Here is a 3,790-nt window from a genome sequence, read left to right on the forward strand (position 1 = left end):
GGCAGAAGAAGAGACAAAAGCTCTGCTGTCAAGCGGATGGGGAAACCCCACCCGCCTGCGCGGTGGGGTAGTTCATAAAATGTCCTGCTTGAGTAACTGGGCCAAGCGCTCCAGGCCCTTTTTGACCTGGCGGGAAACCGTAACGGCGCTGATCCCCAGCCGCTCTGCCGTTTCTTTCTGGGTGAGGTCGTAGAAGAAGACAAATTCCAAAATCTGGCGGGTGCGTTCTTCCAGCTTGGCTAAGGCATGTTGCAGACGGATGCGGTCTTCTTCAGCCAGTTGAAAGCTGCGGTAGCGCTGATCGGGAACGACATCTCCCAACGCAACACTGTCTTCCTCAGTTTGAATCGGGGCATCGAGGCTGAGCAAGAGGCTGTTTTGTCGAGCCAGCTCCATCTCTCGCCATTCCTGCTCCGTTAGTTGCAAGGCTTCCCTCACCTCCGCCTCAGAGGGGGGACGGCCCAACTCTTGCCGCAGGCGCGCAATCACCTTCTTGGCTTGCCGCTGCAGAGTCACCCAGCGGCGTGGGATCCGCATTGTTGGGCTTTTGTCTCGCAGGTAGTGTTGAATTTCTCCGCGAATGTAGGGCATGGCGAAGGAGCTGAAGGCCAGGCCGCGGTTAATATCGAAGCGCTCGATGGCTTGGATGAGCCCTATGCATCCCACTTGCACCAGGTCGTCGTAGGCCTCATTGCATTGGCTGCGCCAGTGGTGGGCTTCTTTACGCACCAAGCCCAGGTTCATTTCCACCAGCCGGTTGCGCAGGGCCGGATCCCGAGTCTGGTGGTACAGTCGCAACAGTGCAGCAGTTTGAGCTTTAACATCTTCATGTTTGGATGCCATAGACGCACCCACAGCTCGGGATCCAGAATCGCCAATACTCGCTTTAGTCAAAGATAGGGGAGCCGCGGCTGTCGATGGCGTTGGCGGCTCGGAGGCGTCGAGAGAAGACCGCTGAGGAGCTGTTAGCATAGACAACTACTTTTTTTCTTTTCTTTACTTTTTGAGCTGCAGTCATTTAAGACCCGATCAGTACCCAAACAACTCAAAGGTGGCGGATGCCAGGCGAAACCAGACTTCCCCTGGAACCAACCGCGAAGAAGCTTGCAGGCAGACAGTATCAAGATCAAGTTGTTTCCATGAAAATGCTACCAGATGTTAAGAAGAACACATCCTGCCCCCGAGATTTGCCAGGAGCTAGAGTGTTCTCAGTTTGCTCAGGTTTTTCGCTGTAAGCAACAGCATCTCTACGGAAAATCAGCGGGTTTCCTCTGCATTGGGCGGAGCCACCAGATTGCTGTTGCCGGCCCATCCTCTGGAACTCAGGACGCAGACGATGAGCAACTAAAGTTGCTTACGGGCTTTTCCGCCCCGCACGAAATACGGAGCTACCAAGCTATCCCTCCGTGTCGGTTCCAAGGCCGGAGAGGGCTGTCAGGAAGGCCGTAAAGCTCGGCTCACTGCGAATGAGGTCGAAATAGGGCTCAGAGGAGAGCAAGGGGCGGTAGCGCTCCGGCTGCAGGCGCAGGGCTTGCTCCAAGGCTTGCAGAGCCTGGGGCACCTGACCTTCCCAGGCGCAGCAGCAGGCTTTGGCGTAGTGGGCCTCGGCATCTTCGGGATCCATCTGCAGGGCCCGGTCAAAACTCTGGATGGCCAGCCCGTAGAGGTTCAAGTCCATCAGCACCAGGCCGCGCTGCACCCAGATCTGAGGGCGCTGGGGATCCTGGGCCAGGGCGCGGTCGTAGCTGTTGAGAGCTTCCATCCAGTTGCCCAGGCGGTGGTGGGCAAGGGCGTGGCCGGCCCAGAGGGAAGCCGATGCGGATCCCAGTTGCAGGGCCCGTTCATAGCTGGCCAGGGCCTCGGCGTAGCGCTCCAGGTGCACTAGGGCCAGCCCGCGACTTTGCCAAACCTGGGGATTGCTGGGGTTAATGGCCAGGGCTTTGTCGTAGCTAGCTAGGGATCCCTGCCACTGCCCCAGCGAGGCCAAGGTTAGCCCGTGCAGATACCACGTTTCCGAGCTATCGGGGCGGAAGGTGAGAATCTGCTCGTAGGCGCGCAGGGCCTCTTGGTAGCGGCCCAGTTGCCGCAGCGTGTTGGCCTGGTTAAAGCGGGCCTCAAAAAAATCCGGCTTTAGGTGCAAAGCCCGCTCGTAGCTGGCCAGCGCTTCCTGGTGACGGCCGAGATCGTCCAGTAGGGAGCCGCGGTTGTTCCAGGCTTCGGGAAAATCTGGCTTCAGCTCCAGGGCACGATCGTAGCTGGCCAGGGCAGCTTGGGCCTGCCCCAGGTGGTCGAGGGTGGTGGCGCGGTTGTACCAGGCAATGGGATCCTGGGGCCGATCTGCCACCGCCTGTTCGAAGGGCTGCAGTTGGGCCCCCTGTTCCACCGTAAGGGCAGAGAGGTCAACCGCCGTTGCCGGCCAAACAGTTGTCGAGTCTGGGGGAGCAGCCTGCTGCTGTCGTCGCAGCCACCAGGCCCAGCCGCCGGCCAAGAGCAACAGGCCCACCCCCAGCAGCAGCACACCCACATCGCTCGGAGCAATCGCAAACGGCATGACCCACTTCCTCGCCGCGCGACTCTACATCATCACCAAAAACGGCAGGGGATCGCTGGGCCCTGCCGGCGAGATCAGCTCGATGCGTTTTTCGCCAGGGTAGGTGCTGGGATCGATCTCAAAAGTTACGGTCAGTGCCTCGGCAGTGGCCTGCACCGGCCCTTGGGAGCGCCCCAAGGGATCCCCGAAGCTAACCCGGATCCCTTTGCCCGCCGGGCTGACGCGGATCTCCGTCACTTGATCCAGATGGGATCCCTCCAGTGTACAGACGATAACATCGCCCACAAAGGCCTCCAGAGGCCATCCCCGCCGTACCTGCGGTCTTGACATGCTCGCCCCACTCCTTGGTTATCGACGTTGCCCTTGGATCCCTTGGCCCTGCTGCGTCGCCCGCGGTCTTGGATCCGCTAACGCCAAGCTCAGGGCTATCGAGAAGGGCTACCTGATGTTTAGCCCAAAGTTCCCGGCATGACAAATGGCCGCTGACCCTGCGGGAACAGCCCCAATCCAGCCCTCTTCCAAACCCGAGGAATCGGGGACGGTCAGCGTGGCCGTTCCCCGCACCAACCAATCGGAAGAGGAACCAACGCTCACCAGCCGCGGCACCTCTTCCAGGCTATCGGCCACGGCAAACAGCACCCGCCCTCGCGCCTGGGGATCCCAGCCCAGCAGCTCGGCATATCCCAGGGCCGGCGGTGGCTCCCAAACCTGTACCGGCGGGATCCCGGTCGAGTCGGTGGGCAAGGGCCAGATCACCGCCCGATCCCAGCTCAAATCGGTTTGGAACCAGCCTTCGTACTCCCGCGCCAGCAGAGTGTTGTCCTGCCAGGCCAGAGGCAGGATCATGGCAAAATCCAAGGGCTCGGCGGGGTCGTACACAGACGCTGAAGCTTGATAGATCACTTGCAAGGCTTGGGTACGAGTGTTCTTGGCAAACAACACACTGGTCAAACGACTGGCCTGAGGGGTGGCCACCAAATCCAGCCGCGTGTACACCTGCCACTGCGGATCCGGTGCCGGCAGAGGCCGGCTGCGCAGCAGGCCAATCAGCGTACACTGCCGTTGCCGCGCCTGCTCCTGCAGGGCATACACCCACTCCCACGGCACGGCCAGCGGCGGAGAAGGGATCCCCTCCGCAGCCGCCATCGTCGCCAACAGCAGGGATCCCATGGCCGCAGACAGAGCCTCTCTCCACCACTGCCCCTTTCGCCAGACAGAAGCTGCCATCTTCACCCAACC

At 60.7% G+C, this 3,790-nt stretch carries 4 protein-coding genes; all 4 read right to left on the reverse strand.

Going from position 1 to position 3,790, the window contains the following annotated elements; all coding sequences use genetic code 11:
- Positions 1 to 72 precede the first annotated feature (72 nt).
- Positions 73 to 972 carry an RNA polymerase sigma factor SigF gene (locus NW841_RS12290; RefSeq protein WP_414386630.1) on the reverse strand — a complete coding sequence of 300 codons (900 nt, stop codon included), beginning with the start codon at positions 970 to 972 and terminating at the stop codon, positions 73 to 75.
- A 424-nt stretch (positions 973 to 1,396) separates the two neighbouring features.
- The gene (locus NW841_RS12295; protein WP_414334960.1) at positions 1,397 to 2,551 is read right to left on the reverse strand and encodes a tetratricopeptide repeat protein; all 1,155 of its coding nucleotides are present in this window, start codon (positions 2,549 to 2,551) and stop codon (positions 1,397 to 1,399) included.
- A gap of 24 nt (positions 2,552 to 2,575) precedes the next feature.
- Entirely contained in the window at positions 2,576 to 2,881 is a 306-nt protein-coding gene (locus tag NW841_RS12300) for a hypothetical protein (RefSeq protein ID WP_414334959.1), read from the reverse strand.
- A gap of 108 nt (positions 2,882 to 2,989) precedes the next feature.
- The gene (locus tag NW841_RS12305; RefSeq protein ID WP_414386633.1) at positions 2,990 to 3,784 is read right to left on the reverse strand and encodes a hypothetical protein; all 795 of its coding nucleotides are present in this window, start codon (positions 3,782 to 3,784) and stop codon (positions 2,990 to 2,992) included.
- Between the last annotated feature and the right edge of the window lie 6 nt (positions 3,785 to 3,790).

This window comes from Synechococcus sp. H60.3 (genome assembly GCF_047462295.1).
Lineage (GTDB): Bacteria > Cyanobacteriota > Cyanobacteriia > Thermostichales > Thermostichaceae > Thermostichus.

Coding starts and splice junctions, on each gene's coding strand:
- NW841_RS12290 (WP_414386630.1), bottom strand. CDS start 972: ATGCTAACAGCTCCTCAGCGGTCTTCTCTCGACGCCTCCGAGCCGCCA.
- NW841_RS12295 (WP_414334960.1), bottom strand. CDS start 2,551: ATGCCGTTTGCGATTGCTCCGAGCGATGTGGGTGTGCTGCTGCTGGGG.
- NW841_RS12300 (WP_414334959.1), bottom strand. CDS start 2,881: ATGTCAAGACCGCAGGTACGGCGGGGATGGCCTCTGGAGGCCTTTGTG.